Origin of the sequence: Salinilacihabitans rarus (assembly GCF_024296665.1) — an archaeon.
In the GTDB taxonomy this organism is placed as follows: Archaea; Halobacteriota; Halobacteria; order Halobacteriales; family Natrialbaceae; genus Salinilacihabitans; species Salinilacihabitans rarus.
Genome location: NZ_CP100762.1, coordinates 3,396,973 through 3,412,838, shown reverse-complemented (window position 1 = coordinate 3,412,838; position 15,866 = coordinate 3,396,973). Strand labels below are relative to the sequence as shown.

The following is a 15,866-nucleotide window of genomic DNA, read 5'->3' as shown; positions in this document are numbered from 1 at the left end:
ACCCATGCCCGTCATCAAGACATCGCTGTTTGGCCTTGGACTCCTGTCCGGAGGGATACTGCTCGGTGGGCTTCTCGTGAGTATCCGGAGCCAGTCAGTCCGGTTCTGGCCCCACGGAACCCGCAACTGGACGTTTTGGCTCGGCTGGACAGCATGGATCGTCTACGTTGGAAGTCTGTTCGGAGTGGCGTACCTCGACTGGTGGAGCTGGTACCGTCCCTCGACGCTCCTCCAGATTGCCAGTCTACTGTTGCTCTTGGCTGGCGCGCTGGTCTCTCTCTGGGCGGTGTGGCGTCTCGGATTCCGCGAGAGTGCCGGTCTCGAAGGGCAATTACACACTGATGGACCGTATCGGTATTCTCGGAATCCGCAGTACGTCAGCTACGTCACGATGCTCATCGGTGGAGCGGTTATCGCTGGATCTTGGATGACAGTGGTTCTGGTCTTACTCGGGATCGTCTGGTTCCTGATGGCGCCGCTTGCGGAGGAACCGTGGCTCCGAGACCAGTACGGAGAGGCGTACGAGGCGTACCGCGAGTCGGTTCCTCGATTCATCGGTCGTCCGAGCCAGCGGCCCGTACAACATGAACACACCAACGCCTCACGGAGAGATGACCCATGACTGACGACACCCACCAATCGCTCGAAGTTGGGGACCAGACGGTCTCTCCGGGCGAGAAGACACAGTTCAGGTACGCCGTCGGAACGACGATCCGATCGAGATTCCGGTCACAGTCATCAACGGTGAGCAAGCGGGACCGACAATTTTTCTGACTGCTGCGGTACACGGCGACGAACTCAACGGCATCAAAATCATTCAGGAGGTCGCGGACCACTACGAACCCGAAGACATCCACGGAGCGCTCGTCTGTTTGCACGTGCTGAACGTGCCCGGTTTTCTCGCCCAGCAGCGCTACATCCCGATCTACCACGAGGACCTCAATCGCTCATTCCCCGGCACTCCACGGAGTACGACAGCGAAACGGCTCGCGAACGAGAGCTACCTGCGCCGAAAATATTCTACGATCAAATCATTCGCAGTATACGCCTTGTATCTTGCATGAGGTTACGAACACTCACACCAACTGGTAGGAACGCGGCGATCAACAAGCACGCTCAGTCTACTATAGCATTCCTCGAATCGCGGGCAAATCAAACCGCTGTGATTAGTTCTATGACACCCTCGGTGAGCGGCTATTCGGGGAGTGTCTTAGTTTCGCTGAAGTCCTGAAACAGGTGAAGTGTGATCTGCTCACTCTGGATATCGCGTTCCGCTATCCGTTGTCGTAGTCCTTTTTTGACGATCTCGGTTCGACAGACGATCCAGACAGCGATATCGTTCTCAAGGTGCGTTTCCACATGTTCCAGTTCCCGTGGCTTGTTTCCCATCGCGACTTCGACTGCCAGATCTGTGTTTCCCATGCTAACGTAGACATCCGCATCATCACCTTCGAGGTCGGCTGTCCAGCCTGCCTCTTCGAATCGCTCTTTGATTCGGTGTTGCCAGTACCGATGAACGATACCGCCTCGTCCCTCGAATCTCGGATTGAAATCGAGATTGTCCTCGACGTACTCCCGTCCGTGTTGGGTAAGTTCCAGTAACTTCCGCTGATCCCCACCTTTTACCTTTCTCTCGATGACGAGGCCGTGGTCGACGAGTTCGTTCTTCAACTTGTTTCCCTTGTACCGACTCGGGAACTGCTGGTATCGGTCGAGCAACGGCTTGAACGGGTGTTCGACCACGTCTTTGAGGAGCCGGTCAGCATCCCTCGACACCCCTTCATCACCGTGATCGTCACTGGACTCCGATCTGGTTCGATCGCCTGTCCGTCCACCACTGAGCATGTAATCTAACCGAGGTGCAATTTCACGTGGTTCGTGAGAGAGTTGCTGCCACGCTTCGCGCTGATGCTCCTCTAATTCCTGATCGGAGATCGTCTTTTGCACACTGTAATTCCGGAGGTGTACTGGCACTGGATCTTTATTCCCGACCTGAACGATCGCCTTTCCAACCTCGAGCCGTTGTGCGAACGCTTGCTGGCGGTCGGACAGCGACATCGAGTCCGCAATCGCACGAAACTGTTTCTGGTCGCCAGTCGGCAGCAACACCTTGGTATCGGTGTTGGCCTTGATCGAGTCGGTGAGTTTCGACGCTTCCTGATCCGCGACGACGAGCCCTTCACCGAATTCCCGCATCTTTGCGGTCAGTTGATCGATCTCAGGGATACCCGCGGCGTCCTGGCGTTCCTTGTAGACGGAGAACACCTGCTTTCCCTCGTCGAGGAAGAAGACGTGCTCGAGGCCAGTGTCTCGCTGGTTCTGCGCCAACCGGTACTCGTAGACGGACGCGAAGAGGATTTCCATCAAGAAATTCTGGAGGTCTCGGCTGAGGCCGTCGAACTCGAACACGATGTTCCGATCGAGCAGCGTGTTCAGGGCTGGACCGTGGCTACAGTCGAAGACAGTTCCGGCAACGAGGTTCATCGCGTCCAACCGGTTGAGGACGGTGTCGCGATAGTTCGACGTCTTCCGGACGTAATTGATGTTCTCGTCCCAGATCAGGAGTTCGAGTTCGTGGAGGCTTGGATACGGTGGCGATCGGTCGTTGAACAGGTCGTAGAGCTTGTAGAGTTTGACTACGTGCTTCAGCAGGTAGTTCTTGGAACCGGACAGTAGTGCCGTCGCGTGGCCGAAGATCTCGGCGAAGACCTGTGCCCAACGTAACAGCGGGACGTCCTCTGGTGGCTTCAACGGGTTGAACTTCAATTCCGACCACGGCAACACCAGGAGATCGTCGTACTCGTGGATAAGGTGGCGATAGTCCTGTTTCAGGTCGAAACTCCAGAACGGGACCTCGAGTTGGCTCATCAGATTGTAGAACAGTGTGGTCTTTCCTGATCCCGACTGTCCGACTGTGAGGAGGTGCTTGGTGAGGTCATTGGGACCGAGGCCAACGGGCCGGTTCCGTGGTGTTTCACCAAATTGAAGCGATCCACTGTGAGCATCGTCAGGAAATGGATAGTGTTGCTGTTCCGCCGCTTTCGCTGCGAAAAGCGTGAGCGCATCGTCTGTGAGCGATCGACTATTGGAGACCGTTGCTGCCTTGAGCAACTGGTCGATCTGGGGGTCCGTAGTCTCGAGATCGTCGGCGAGTCGTAGTAGGCGTTCTACCCGTTGATGGTCCTGTGTTCGTCGCACAAGGGGCTGTTCCGATGCCGAGACTCGGGTATCTGTGGGAAGGGGGTGGTTCGGATGAAGTAGCCCAAGTGGGCTACCCGTTTCCTCCCCACCGCTGTTGGCAGTAGCTGGCTAGGCGTCTCGCACGCTGTAACCGGCTTGTGTGGATCGGTCAGGCGTCGACCTCGTGGACGTCCAGAAGCTCACGGATGGACTCGGTTTCACCTTCCCAGTATTCCTCCGCCTGGGGATCGTCGGATTCGAGCAACTGGGTTGCACGGTTCGTGACCGCATTCTCCCCAAGGATCTCTGGGTGTGGGATGCCGTCTCCGTACTCGAGGAGGCCGGCCGCCCGTTCGTAGGCGTCGTCGAGGGCATACTCCGGAATGTCCTCCTCGATCAGATGGGTGAGTGCGTAGCTCGCGGCGTTGTACGTCTCGTACAGGGTTGGCGCATCAGTGTCTTCGACTTCCTCGTGGAGTGCGGTCAGGAGATCCGGGGTTGGGTTCTCGAGTGGCTCGTCGATCCCGAAATCGTAGAGCACGAGCAACGCCTCGTCCAGGTTCATGAGTTCGCGTTCCTGGGCATCTTCCAGGCGTTGTTCGACCGTGTCGACACCGTCTACCATCGAATCAACGGCGTGGTACGCCAGCTGTGGTTGGAACGGTTCGCCGTGGGTCTGCTCGTAGCTGTGGTCGGCGACGAATGCGGTCATTCCGTTGCTGCAGACGAGGCGTTCGGCTCCGATGTCGTACTTTACGCCGTGGTACCCCGAGTGGCCGGACCGCGCGTGGAGCTGTAACTCGATCTGATCTCCTTCCGCGGGCTCGATCGATTGCTCCAGGCCAATTTTGGCGCTCATCTTGTGCCGTGTCTCGGAAAGTGAAACGTGCCCCTCTGGATCGAGGTCGTGTTGTTCGACGCCGTGGCCGATCGCCTCGAGGATGTCGCCGTACTGAATCACGTTGTAGAACTCGTCGTTGTTGGAGACCTCACCCGCGAGTTGTGGATCGCTTTCATTAGTCCAGAGGCTATCACGCCATGGAACTGGCTCCCACTCGTCTCGCTCTCCATGGTTGGCGTAGACCTCGTGCCGTTCGACGTTAGGAAGATCTTCAGCGGTTTGATAGAGTCCGTCCAAGTCGTGGAATTGGTATGTTTCTACTTGAATTTTGTACCACCCTACCCAATCAGGGGAAGACTAGTGGGTAGTACTCAACGAGACACCTGATTTCTGATGAGTTGTCGAAACCGAGTTACCCGGGAGAAGTCCTATTTTGGTGATGCACAGGGGACATACACGGCGATATACTCATCGTTTTCGTCTGCTTTTATATTCGGCCCTTCCCACTTTCCAACGACTGGCATCTCCCACTGTTTCGAATGACCCCAGGGCTCATCGTGGCTGAACCATGTTGCTTTTTCGTGGTGGTCTGCTAAAACCCTGAAATAGCCCTCGGTAGGTAGAAGGATATCTTCTTCCTCCACATTCGTTGCAGTGTAGATTGCCTCAAGGTTGTCTTTATTGCTAGCCCTATTCCCGTCTGGGTCCCAGTAGACCGTCAGCTTCGGGCATGTGCATCGTGGTAGCTCCCCCTTCTCAAGCACTTCATGGAACACCGCTGGATTCGAAGGACGTTTCTCCTTATCAAATTCGGCAGCAACTTTTGAGAAAATATTGTGCTCACAATTAAAAGGAATAATTCGAAACTTCTGCGTGCCTTCCTTTCTTGGATAGGCTACGAGGGGTACAACCCCCTTCTGTTTCAGCTGTGGGTGAATATCGCGATCGTACAGGTCTTGCAGCCTGTAATGGTAGTCCTCGTTCCTGTAAATCCGGAACGTCTTTTCTCGCTGATTCACCTCAACAACGAGTGGGACATTCTTGTCTTCGTTGAACAGATCCTTCCAAGGAGTAATCGTCATGCGGAGTCGCTGGGAGCCATCTGTGAATATTTTATACTCACCCTCGGATTCATCGTCCGACTCTCTCCCGACGAGATACGGTACTGTCCTCGGATAGGGATCTCCACTTGCTTCGTTTTTCTCTATCTCAATGGAGTCACCCTCTTCTAAGCCGAGGTCCCCGATTTCATCCGGAAGGTATGCCCGGACATCTGGAACCTTGTTCGTACCTCGATTCTGAATGTCCTCGGGGTGATACGTGATCCCGTGCCTCTCGACCTGTTTCGAAGTCATATGGGGAAGGAGGGTTTGCACCCGTATTACTATATACTGAATAAGAAACCCCAGCTCTGAGGTTAAATTAATTGAATAACAAATATTTACCAGCTTTAGGTGCTACAAAACCGATTTCGCGAGTTCTCCATAGTTCTGTAGAGGGTGTTCAATCTGAAGTAGGCCGTCCCTTCTCGTTGGATTACCTGAAAATGAGGGTGAACCACAATATCCGATTCAAAGAATCGGTACGTACAACTTGCATTTCACGCTGGAAGAACAGCCTGTATAGAGATGGACCTGCCACTGTAGCAACCATTGGGCGAGTAGTTATCCTGGTACTCGTCGCGACATCTCTGTTCGCGGGGGAAGCCGTGGCACACGAGGCGAGCTCAGCCTGTTCCAACAGGAGTCCCTACGAAGGCGAGGATATCGTTGAACACGAAGAAGCATCTGTTGTCCGACTGACAGCGTTGATCGACCACCTCCACGCGCTCGGGGTGAGGATCGCGTTCCCGCTAGCTGGGCTGCTCTACCTTGTGGCCGGGTACTACTGGTCGTTGGGGACGATCGAGGCACAGGAACGTGCGAAGCGGATATTCATCAATACAACGATTGGACTGGCGATTATCATCCTTAGCGGCGCGCTGGTAGAGATCGTCACGACACCACTTTGTGGGGTGCCACAATGAGCCGCTGGGTAGCCCTCGCGCTGCTCACGTTGGTTGTCCCAACAAGGCTAGCAAGAGCAACCCCGGAACCTACGCCTGTCGGGAAAACGTCTAATGACACTGCAACTCCGGCCCCTGCCCCCGATGGAGGAGAAGGTGACGGGTTGGGGGAAACCATCCGGGAGGCACTGACCGACGTAATCTTGACACCGTTCGAGTGGGTGTCCGAGGGAGCAGCAGGCGTGATGGCGGCGCTCTTCGCTGACTACCCCGACGTAAGACAGCCATGGGTTCAGGAATTCCATGCAATGGTGTTCACCGTCGCCCTAGTACTCGCGGTCGCGGCCATCGTCTGGATCGGAATCACTCACATGCTCAACCAGACTGATGGCGTGCGGACGGCGGTATACGTCTTGATGGCAGTCGGTTTCGGGGCGATTGCCCCGGATCTGCTGTGGTACCCTGTGGAACTGTCGGCACAGACGACCGAGGCACTACTGCCGGCGGATCCAGAGTTCCGTACGTCTATCCAGTTCACCCTTCAAATGGCGGTAATCGCCATCCTGGATGTGGTCATCGTCCTCGGGATTCTCCTCCTGTTCCTGGCACGGAACGTATATATCCTCCTCGGAGTGGGGCTTGCCCCCCTTATCGCACTCATGGCTATCACACCGGGGCTCACCAGATATGGTCGGATGCTCGCCCAGATCTGGGTGGGATTTCTCCTCATTGGCCCACTTAACGCCGGGCTTCTCAGCCTAATTCTCCAAATGATAGAGGCCAATGGCTTCATTCCAGAGTGGTTGTGGGCACTTGCTGGGACGACGATGCTCCTGGGGCTTCCGTTGACTGTGCTCAGTGCCGGGGCAGTTCTGGTGGGGCCCGGACTCAGTCTGATGCGGAGTGCCCCGAATACGATTCGGCGACAGTATGACCGGTTCAAATCTGGTTCAAATGGCAGGCAGGGCCAGCCACCGGGTACTGGCCCTAGAAGAGGAGGTCGACCACCGAGCACTGGTCCTAGGAGAGGAGGTCCAAGCCAAGGGGGTCGACGATCAGGCGAGGACAGCCGGCCAGATAGAGATCGGTCAGACCGTGATGACAGTGATAACCGATTCGAATGGAGGGACCGGCGATGATCCGCGTCCCGTTCCCAGTCCCGATCGATACCAAGGTCAAGTTCATGGACCGGTTCACGGTGGGCGATTTCGGCCGGATCGGTATCCCGGCGCTCATCGGCTGGGGCCTGGCTGGCGATCTTGGTGCGGTGGCGGGGACGATCATCGGACTCGGCTTCGTCGCGTTCAAACAGGGAGATCGTCATCTCGACGAGCACATCGCTACCCTCATCGGCTTTGGATCGGTTGTTCAGGTATCGTCGCCGTCATTTGAACAGCTTCACAACGATGCAGTTGTCCTCGATAACGGGACGGTCCTCGGCCTCGTGAAGGTGTCGTCTTGCGACATCCAGACCCTCTCAGATCTGGAGAAAACGGCGAACTTGGCCACCGTCCATGAGCTGATGAAGACGCTCGGATATCAAGTTGAACTCCACTCCAGACAGCGGACTGTTGACCTCTCCCAGTATTCAGGTGCCGCCGACTCTGAGGTCGTCACTGACCACGTTGTTGTGGTCCGGGTTGACGAGTCAACCCACACATCGGTGCAGGAGCGATTGCAGGCGATAGATAAGCGCTGCACAGAGATTCGAAACGCGTTAACCGCGGCTGATCTGTACGCAGAGCGGATCACAGGAGACGCGTTCAAAACCCATTTGAAGCGGCTCTACTTCGGGAAGACGAAACTCGACCGGCGACGATACGAGACGGAGTACGGGGAGAAGCAGGTTCGGCAATTGCGCTACGTGACGGAGTATCCCGCCGAGCTGGAGCTGGCCTGGTTGGCTGATCTCTTGAGCGTTGAGGCGCCAGGGTTAGTCAGCGTCGTTCAGGTTGCGAAGCCGATCAGCACGTATCAGCGCACGTGGATCAGTCGGATGATCAGCCGGCTGAAAATTGAACTGCAGGAAACGCGGAGCCCGGCCCGCGAGGTGGACCTCAGACGGAGATTACGAGATGCCGAGGATCTGCTCGATATCGAAGGGCGGAGCGAAGTCCTGCTGAACTACGGCGTGTACATTACGGTCGCCGGGTCGACGCCCGAGGAGGTTGACGAGACGTGGAAAGCAGTCGAGACCGTTCTGAGCAAAAAGCAGATCCAGACGGAGGAGCCGGCCCTGAAGACGCACAAGGCGGTCAGAGCTGCTTCGGCGTACCACGCAGACGCATTGCACGAGACAGTGATCGTGCCGGGCCGGTCGGCCGCATCCGGGTTCCCCTTCGCGTCGGGGGACACGATCGAGGAAGACGGCGTCGTGGTCGGGCAGGATGCCTCGGAGGGGACATCCGTGATCCTGGATCGGTTCTCCTGGGATGCAGGCCACATGACGGTGATGGGGAAGACTGGCTCCGGAAAATCGTACTGGACCGGGCTGATGCTCCTCCGGTCGGCCCAGACCTACGATAACCTCGACATCTACATCCTTGATCCGAAGCGACGGGACTACGGAGCCGTCACCGACTCACTCGGCGGTCAGACCGTTGTCCTCGATCACGTCAACCTCACAGCCGTCGAACCTGATGGGGTGACGCGATACACAGTCGAGGATCCGTCACAAGACAACACCGAACTGCTCGTTGAGGCACTCGGCCACATCTACCGGGAAGCATCCAAGACCGATTCGAAAGTGCTCGTCGTTGTTGACGAGGCGCATCGCCCCATCACGATCGGAGACCGGATTAATCACGACGGGCTCAACACGGTGTCGCGGCTCATCAGAGAGAGTCGGGACCGGAACATCGCCGTCACGCTGATCACACAGAATGCCGACGAGTTCACCCGCTCGCGGGAAGGGAAGAACATTCTGCGAAACGTGGACTGCAACCTGTTCTTCAAGCAGGAAGACGTCGACACGGAGATCGAACCGTTCTTCAACCTGATCGGGACTGAGTCCGGAGAACTCCATCGGCTCCGGACAGGGTCGGACCTCCCGTTCAGTACGGCGCTGCTCCGTGGGCCGGTGAACACTACGCTCAGGATCAAAGCCACTGATCGTGAACACGACATCCTCGAAACCGGTCATGCAGACGAGGATAGCGGTCTCGAGGCAATCTCGGATCGTCCACGGCGGGTGGTGGAATCGGATGGTGGGCAGCCGAACGCAGACAAGCATCAGCAGGACTCAGATAACAGCCCCGACTCAAACCGAAAGATGCTCACCCTCCTCGCAAGCCTCAATCTGGCGTCCAAAGCCTCCATCAAGCGGTTCGAACTAGGACTGTTCACTGGGGTCATCGGCGGCCTCCTCCTCTCCGTATTGGGGGTGGTCGAGTCGCGGACGCTCATTCAGATCCTCGACCCAGTCGGTATCATTCCCACTGAGCCGACCAACCTGGGGGTTCTGATTACCCTGGCGGTGGCCTTCGTGGCCATCGAGGTGCTCTGGGTGCTGGTCCTCGGGATTGCCGTCCGATTGACAGGGGTGCCTCAGTCATGAGCGCGAAAGACCGACTCCTCCGCAACCACATCACAATAAATCAAGAGACAGCGGACGCCCTCTCTCAGGCGCCGGACGGGAGGTTCACGGTCAGGGTTAAGCCACCGTCAAACGACGACGTTCCAGAGACAGTCTACCGGTTCGTGAAAGGTATCACCGAGTACCAGACGACATGGTTCGGCTTGCAGAACAAGTCACCGGTCTCTGTCTACGAGATCCGTCGATCATCTCCGGAGCGGCTCCAGCTCCAGTTCTCGGTCCCTACGAAGCGATTAGAGCGGAAAGTCCGAACCCAGTTAGCGGAGACCGTCCCGGGGGTCGGATTCGAGTCGGGGGAAGCTGGCCTTCCCATCGAGAAGGGGAACTCCATTGGTGGCGGCGTCCTCACCATGGGAAAGACAGACTGGTATCCACTCCGGACTGATTTCGAGTCTCCACCGATCAATTCGGTGGTGAGTTCACTCCATCGCCATGCCATGCGGGATTCGCGACTCGTTATCCAGGTCCTGTTCCAACCGGCTGCGCGGAAGTCGATCAGGGATCGTCGATGGGCCCGGAAGGCCCAGAAAGAGGCACAGTACCTCGGAGGCGATCGGTCGGGCATCTTGCTGCCCGAGCGCAATGTGACTGCACGTGAACGAGAACAGGCTAACCTGATCGAGGCGAAAGTCGACGGATCGCGATTCAACACGGGAATTCGCATCCTGGTGATCGGGGCAGGTGATGCCACGTTGAGCCGGGTGAAAGAACTCTCGGGCGGATTCAATGTATTCGAGAACTTGACCACCGGCCAGTTTCTCGAAACACACTATCTTCGGACGCTTCGAGCCTCCCGCATACGGGGCTTTGCGGCCGCCGTAGCGGACCAAGAGTTTCGCGGCTGGATGCTTCCGTTCCAGACCTCTGCCGAGGAGCTCGCTGGGCTGGTATCGATCCCAGACAGAGAGCAAGAGAACCTCAGGACGGCACACCCCTGACCATGCTCCTATTGTATCCGACGTCAGTGTGGAATCCGGCTTGAAAACAGGTGGGCTATTCCCGGGCCAAAATAGAGTACCCCTGCGTTGTAGAACACCTGGCGATCGCGTAGGAGGTGCCCTGACGTGAATTCGAAAACAACCAGAGCAGTCATCCAAGATGCGGAGAACCGCAGCACCACGTACCTCGGGACCCGAACCTCGATCCTTGGCGTCGAAGAAGACGTCACGCTCCGCGATACCGATCGATTGACCCATGTCCTGACGACAGGCCCAACGGGGTACGGGAAGAGTCAGGAACTGGTTCACGTCGCGTTACAAGACGCCTACAAGGGCTACGGTTGCTGTATCATCAACCCGAAAGGCGATCTTATCGACGAGTTCATCGCGAAGCTTTCTGAGGAGCGGTGGGACGACATCATCTATATCAATCCAGCACATCCAACCGTTCCCTCGGTCAACGTCCTCGAGCCCTATACGAACGGGCGGATGACCCTGGCACAGCAGGAAAACCAGAAGGAGATCATCGTCTCCGACCTGATCGATCTGTTCCGGCGACAGAGCGAAAATTGGGGTGACCAGTTCGGGCGGGTCCTCGAAACCCTCCTCCACGCATACCTCGAGCTCAACATCAAAAACGGCGACTCGCACACACTGGTCGACGTCTACCGCAGCGTCATCAACCACGAGACGCTCACCGACCTGATCGACCAGATCCAGGACCCGGTCGTTCGGGAGCAACTGGTCCGGGTCAAAGAGGACATGACATCGTACGAGATGGAGCCGTTACAGCGCCGGCTCAACGACTTCATGATGAACTCGGCGATCCGACGGGTGATCGACGCCGACGGTTCAGGCATCGACTTCCAGGAGGCGATAGACAGCCAGAAACTCATCCTGGTGGATGTCCAGAAGGGAGAGGTCGGGGCCACGGTCTCGGAACTCGTCGGCTCGATCGTCATCACCAAGGTATGGGCAGCTGCACAGAGCCGTGTCACACAGCCTATAGATGAGCGGACACCGTTCTACCTGTTCGTCGACGAGTTACAGAACTACAGCGGCGAAGGAAGCAACTTTGCGAAAATCCTGTCCGAAGCCCGAGAGTACCGGTTAGGCTGCTGGCTCGCCACCCAGTACCTCCACCAGCTAGAGCGACCAATGCAGAAAGCGGTCATCAACAACACCAATACCAAGATCGCGTTCAACCCGGGCAGTTCAGAGGACCTGACCCGGATTGCGGGAATGCTCCAGGGAATCGAGAAAGGCAACCTGGCCGAGTTAGGACGGTTCAGGGCGGCCGTTCAGACACCCGGCAAAGGAAACCGAGACAACGCCAGAATCATCGACACCTACCCACCGTGGGACGGAAACAGGGACCACGTCGACGACATCAAACACCAGAGTGCTACGCCACCCACACAGGGAACTAGCCTCAGTCCATCTCTCGGTCCAGGAACAAACAGTGGCGGAGAAAAGCACCGGGCGCTCCTTACGACCGCGAAACAGCGGCTCGAGGAGCGCGGTCTCCGTGTCGATCTGCTCTATCAGGATGTGGGTGCTGAGAAACCGGACGGTCACGTCCACCTCCCGGACGACGAAATCGAGCATCTCGAAGCCGAACACTCAACGCTCTCCAAACCGGCGAAAGTCCTGAAAAACCTGCAGAGGGCTGTTAAGAGAGGCCGTGAATGCATCTTCATCGTGGAAGAAGGTAATGGTTCAAAACTGGAAACCATCGTTGCAGACCCTCTCAACACAGAATACGGTGGGGACGGCATCTATTATTCCGATCAGGGAGAGCCATTTACCGAGATAGATTCGCTGGAAGACGCAGAATACCGAATTCTGGAAATTACCGGAAACGGACTCAACCTCTACGAAGGTTCTGAGAGAGCCAGCCGTGATGCAGAGTGGGTCGAAGATCTTCGGGAGATCGACCGCGCCGTTCTCAACTGTATTAAGGAAGGAAAGGATGACACCAATCTGATCACCTCGTCCACTGGTTATACGAATCACAGGGTCAACTACAGCTTCGACAACCTCGAAAAACTGGGGTTGATCAACGTCGGTGAACCCGTGACCGTAGAGCGAGTTACAAGCAGCCAGAACCGCGTATTCGATGTGAAGCCGGTCTCTCTCACGCCAAAAGCAGACGAGTACTTCGAGGGGGTCGATTAGAACTGTGGTCTATCCGTCTCCCACTAATTTGAGGTCTCTTCTCCGGAAATGGATGTCAGGGACTTCTCCGTTTTCGACCTCCACAGGCTCTGTTGAAATCCTCACTGGTTAATACAGATGGCGTGCTGAATAGAGAGTGGGTTTAGCACGACAACGACGTTATACCGTAAGTGAACCGTCCGCTCACCACGCGTGCGTACCGACTGTACCTTAGATCGATCGTCGGGACCGCAACCGCTGAGAATCAAAGGACTTAGCTAGTGGTATTTTAGTATTCTGTTGACTCTAACCTACTATGGGCATTCGGGAAGTAACGTGTCCGATTTGCTCAGAATCCGTGCCAGTAGGGCTGCCGCAGGGGATTTCACAGGTTGAGGTTAGTTCCGAGCCAGATTCCACGAGGCCCGAAGACGGAGGTACCACGACCCGACTCGTTCGCTGCCCCAATGACCATCCCGTATATTTCCACTTCACCCGCGAAGATCAGACAGCCAGAGACTAACATTCCAGTGGCGATCGACTGTCTTCGAAACTTCCTCTACCTGTCCCGCCGATCACTTCCCTTTGCAGATCGGCCCTCAATTTATGCCACATTTGTGCTCTCTATTCAGCGTCTTTGAATCCTTCAACTGACAGGAGTCGCGTGCTGAATATAGAGGATGAGTTTAGCACGACGGCTTCGTTTGTTTCATCCTGAAGTCAATGAATCAGCTGTTCAGTGAATATGCGAACTGAACTGGGCACACTTAATCACTCAGTTAATCAAAACAACAGTGAACCGTAAAAATGATGCGTATTTAAGATTATGAGAGACCATAGTTGAGGCCGAGGGATATGGAATGGTCAATTATGATGATGTCTTTGACGCATTGGCGGACAGCCACCGACGACAGTTACTAGTCAAATTACTCTCCAGCCCCCAACGCGTCTCAAAACCGTCCGGCATTTCCCGAGAGGTTGCAGAAGCAGACGAGAACCTACTTCACAGACATCTATCCAGTTCTCGAACGATTGCAGAAGCCGATGAGTACTCGGTTAGTATGCACCACATCCATCTGCCTAAATTAGCGGAGTACGGGTTCATCGAGTGGGATCGAAATGACGATCTTGTAATGCAAGGCCCCCATTTTGACGAGATACGACCTCATCTCAAACTGTTGGCCGAAAATCAGGAGAGACACCGTACAAAAAGTCCCGTTGCAACCCTTCGTAGATGAGGGTTGGACAGAAGACAGTGTTCAACATTTCTCCTAGACTGAACGATCACTACCCTTCGCAAATCGACCCGAATCTCGTGCGACATTCGCACTCTGTATTCGGCAACTCCTGACCGAAATCCCGAGTCGCTATCACGAGCGGCGTGCTGAATATAGAGTATCCATCGGTCATTCCAGTGGATTAAGGACGACGAATCGTTTCGGGGCTATATTTTCGATGTTAGAGGCTGCAATGGGGTTGGGAAATTTCCAAAGGCATTCAACAGCGCCTGTGTCGATCTCCTCGCGGAGGACGGTATTGGAACTGTGGCGGGACGCGAGCAATCGACGCCCGTTTTGAGAGTGACTAACCTCAGTGCCTCACGAAGCGTCCACATCCAACCGTGTCTGAGGTTTGAGTTCTGCGTCGGATCTTAGCGTTGTGATTCGCGGAGGATCAGCGGCTCGATGGCAAGTGTCCGTTTTGCTATGGTGACGATGCGAAGGACGTACGAGACGAACAGCATGAATGGAACGAGCGTCACCGCAAACGCACCACCCACGACGAGGATGATGTGATCGAGACCGAGTGTGCTTCCTGGGAACGTCCCCGCATCGACGATTCCGACCATGATACCCGCAACGGCCAATGCCGGGACTGCAGCATAGAGAATCATCTGAGACAAGTCAATGAGTGCCCACTGGAAGTACAACGTCTTGATGTGTTCGCGCGCCGGACCAAACAGAGACAGTGCTGTTTTGAGGTCGTCAAGCAAGCCGCGTTCTTCCTCATTGAGGCTCTCTTCGTATTCGTTCGCGAGACGTTCAACTTGGAAGATTTTCCAGCTATAATTGAAATTTAGTGCAGCGAATAACACATCGAACGAGCCGAACTGCGCATCCTCAAGTTGATCACACACCGTGTCAGCGTTCCCAGTGACGCTTTCAGCGAATTCATCGACCTCTTCTCGGAGGTTCTCGTCATCATTCTTACCAATAGACTCTCGAAGAGCCGTCGTCCGTTGTGCCGTGATTCCGATGATCTGGCGGAGGAATTCGGATGGGTCGGCAGGACTCGGAGACCCGATTAATTCTTCAGTAAAATCCCGGAAATCCATCGAACTGGCCATACGCTCGCGTTGATCGCCGAGCGGGCCGTTCTCCTGGGAGAGGACGAGCTGACCGATCGTGACGACGAGTGTCGTCCCAGTCACGATGACCGTGATCATCGTCGAGAACATCGTGTCGATCATGTCGCCGGACTCGATTTGCCGTGAAAATGGTGGATCGAGGACAGCGACGGCGATCACGAATGCAACGAACACGGCACTGGTCAGGACACTGGAGACGAGAAGGCGGTTCGCGCGCAGCAGCAACCAGAGTTTTATCCGACTCTCGCCCGAGCGCTCACGCATCGTGTTGGCCGTACTGATGTCGGTCTCGTCAGTCATACTGGCTCACTCGATTGGCAGGTCGCTTGAAAACGAGGTACTTGGTGCCGCCTCCCTCGTAGTCGATCGTCTCTACAAACTCCCAGCCCTCTGCACCGAGTTGATTCAACTCTGCTTTCGGATCCTCTGCTTCTTTTTGGGACTCATCGCGCGGTGGGCGAAGCGTCTCGTACTCCCAGCGATTTGCTTCTGATTCGGACATCACTCCTAGTAGGTACTGTAGCCCTCTATACCCCGCTCCACCACCGAAATGGAGGGAATATTTCGGCCTTGATGAAATCCTCAATCGGTGATAGGTTTAAGGGGTCGTGCTGAATACAGAGCATGGGCCTTGTTTAGACGCGACCGAGATCGGCGCTAACGCTTCGTTCTCAAAGTATGGAACCGTACTGTGAGGTGCTTACCACCGGATTCTGTTCAGTCAAAATGACTCCTGACCCGCTCATCCGGGAGCGTCTAAACAAGGTTCAGAACATGAATTC

General features: G+C 55.8%; 13 protein-coding genes and 1 pseudogene. 9 read left to right on the top strand and 5 right to left on the bottom strand.

From position 1 onward, the window contains the following. The first annotated feature begins 4 nt into the window (after positions 1-4). Positions 5-622 (top strand): methyltransferase family protein, encoded by a 618-nt coding sequence (locus NKG98_RS17825; protein WP_254767474.1) that lies wholly within the window; start codon positions 5-7, stop codon positions 620-622. Then, a pseudogene (locus tag NKG98_RS17820) lies at positions 619-1,010 on the top strand (succinylglutamate desuccinylase/aspartoacylase family protein); the annotation flags it as partial. The gene NKG98_RS17825 and the pseudogene NKG98_RS17820, both read left to right, overlap by 4 nt. Before the next feature lie 184 nt (positions 1,011-1,194). Here NKG98_RS17820 and NKG98_RS17815 read toward each other — a convergent pair. The 3 genes from NKG98_RS17815 to NKG98_RS17805 all read right to left on the bottom strand — a co-directional run bounded on the left by NKG98_RS17815 (position 1,195) and on the right by NKG98_RS17805 (position 5,376). Continuing rightward, a complete protein-coding gene (locus tag NKG98_RS17815) occupies positions 1,195-2,868 on the bottom strand; it encodes a hypothetical protein (RefSeq protein WP_254767473.1) in 1,674 nt (557 codons plus the stop codon). A gap of 481 nt (positions 2,869-3,349) precedes the next feature. After that, positions 3,350-4,318 (bottom strand): DUF932 domain-containing protein, encoded by a 969-nt coding sequence (locus NKG98_RS17810; protein ID WP_254767472.1) that lies wholly within the window; start codon positions 4,316-4,318, stop codon positions 3,350-3,352. Between the two features lie 131 nt (positions 4,319-4,449). Beyond that, the gene (locus NKG98_RS17805) at positions 4,450-5,376 is read right to left on the bottom strand and encodes a hypothetical protein (RefSeq protein ID WP_254767471.1); all 927 of its coding nucleotides are present in this window, start codon (positions 5,374-5,376) and stop codon (positions 4,450-4,452) included. A 353-nt stretch (positions 5,377-5,729) separates the two neighbouring features. On the opposite strand from NKG98_RS17805, the gene NKG98_RS17800 reads away from it, so the two are divergent. The 7 genes from NKG98_RS17800 to NKG98_RS19145 all read left to right on the top strand — a co-directional run bounded on the left by NKG98_RS17800 (position 5,730) and on the right by NKG98_RS19145 (position 13,954). After that, positions 5,730-6,047 (top strand): hypothetical protein, encoded by a 318-nt coding sequence (locus NKG98_RS17800; protein WP_254767470.1) that lies wholly within the window; start codon positions 5,730-5,732, stop codon positions 6,045-6,047. After that, positions 6,044-7,165 carry a hypothetical protein gene (locus NKG98_RS17795; protein WP_254767469.1) on the top strand — a complete coding sequence of 374 codons (1,122 nt, stop codon included), beginning with the start codon at positions 6,044-6,046 and terminating at the stop codon, positions 7,163-7,165. Before NKG98_RS17800 ends, NKG98_RS17795 begins: the two co-directional genes overlap by 4 nt. Then, complete coding sequence (locus NKG98_RS17790; RefSeq protein ID WP_254767468.1) at positions 7,162-9,582, top strand: type IV secretory system conjugative DNA transfer family protein; 2,421 nt, start codon at positions 7,162-7,164, stop codon at positions 9,580-9,582. The genes NKG98_RS17795 and NKG98_RS17790 overlap by 4 nt, the downstream gene beginning before the upstream one ends. After that, complete coding sequence (locus tag NKG98_RS17785; RefSeq protein ID WP_254767467.1) at positions 9,579-10,559, top strand: DUF8128 domain-containing protein; 981 nt, start codon at positions 9,579-9,581, stop codon at positions 10,557-10,559. Before NKG98_RS17790 ends, NKG98_RS17785 begins: the two co-directional genes overlap by 4 nt. A gap of 126 nt (positions 10,560-10,685) precedes the next feature. Beyond that, on the top strand, positions 10,686-12,737 hold the full coding sequence (locus NKG98_RS17780) for a type IV secretory system conjugative DNA transfer family protein (protein WP_254767466.1): 2,052 nt from the start codon (positions 10,686-10,688) through the stop codon (positions 12,735-12,737). 295 nt (positions 12,738-13,032) lie between these two features. Continuing rightward, positions 13,033-13,239, top strand: a complete 207-nt coding sequence (locus NKG98_RS19150; protein WP_425504361.1) for a hypothetical protein — start codon at positions 13,033-13,035, stop codon at positions 13,237-13,239. 337 nt (positions 13,240-13,576) lie between these two features. Further along, on the top strand, positions 13,577-13,954 hold the full coding sequence (locus NKG98_RS19145) for a DUF7344 domain-containing protein (RefSeq protein ID WP_425504360.1): 378 nt from the start codon (positions 13,577-13,579) through the stop codon (positions 13,952-13,954). Between the two features lie 413 nt (positions 13,955-14,367). On the opposite strand, the gene NKG98_RS17775 is transcribed toward NKG98_RS19145, so the two are convergent. Continuing rightward, positions 14,368-15,384, bottom strand: coding sequence for a DUF7972 family membrane protein (locus NKG98_RS17775; RefSeq protein ID WP_254767465.1), 1,017 nt, complete (start codon positions 15,382-15,384; stop codon positions 14,368-14,370). Then, positions 15,377-15,586, bottom strand: coding sequence for a Sp36 family protein (sp36, locus tag NKG98_RS17770; protein WP_254767464.1), 210 nt, complete (start codon positions 15,584-15,586; stop codon positions 15,377-15,379). Before sp36 ends, NKG98_RS17775 begins: the two co-directional genes overlap by 8 nt. Positions 15,587-15,866 lie beyond the last annotated feature (280 nt).